A 243-nucleotide genomic window follows, 5' to 3' on the forward strand; every position below is an offset into this window, starting at 1 on the left:
TCCGTGCTGGAAGGTGAAAACGCCGTTCAGCGTCACCGCGATCTGCTGGGCGCGACCAATCCGGCAAACGCACTGGCTGGTACTCTGCGCGCTGATTACGCTGACAGCCTGACCGAAAACGGTACCCACGGTTCTGATTCCGTCGAATCTGCCGCTCGCGAAATCGCTTATTTCTTTGGCGAAGGCGAAGTGTGCCCGCGCACCCGTTAATAATTTCGTAAATGCCGCGTGCAAACGTGGCAT

1 protein-coding gene is annotated in these 243 nt (G+C 57.2%); it reads left to right on the forward strand.

Annotated elements, in window-relative coordinates:
• Positions 1 to 210: nucleoside-diphosphate kinase (locus QP413_RS10140; RefSeq protein WP_284781628.1), on the forward strand; the 210-nt coding region annotated here is incomplete at its 5' end.
• Positions 211 to 243 lie beyond the last annotated feature (33 nt).

The sequence above is a fragment of the Corynebacterium sp. UMB4614 genome, from assembly GCF_030217065.1.
Classification (GTDB): Bacteria; Actinomycetota; Actinomycetes; order Mycobacteriales; family Mycobacteriaceae; genus Corynebacterium.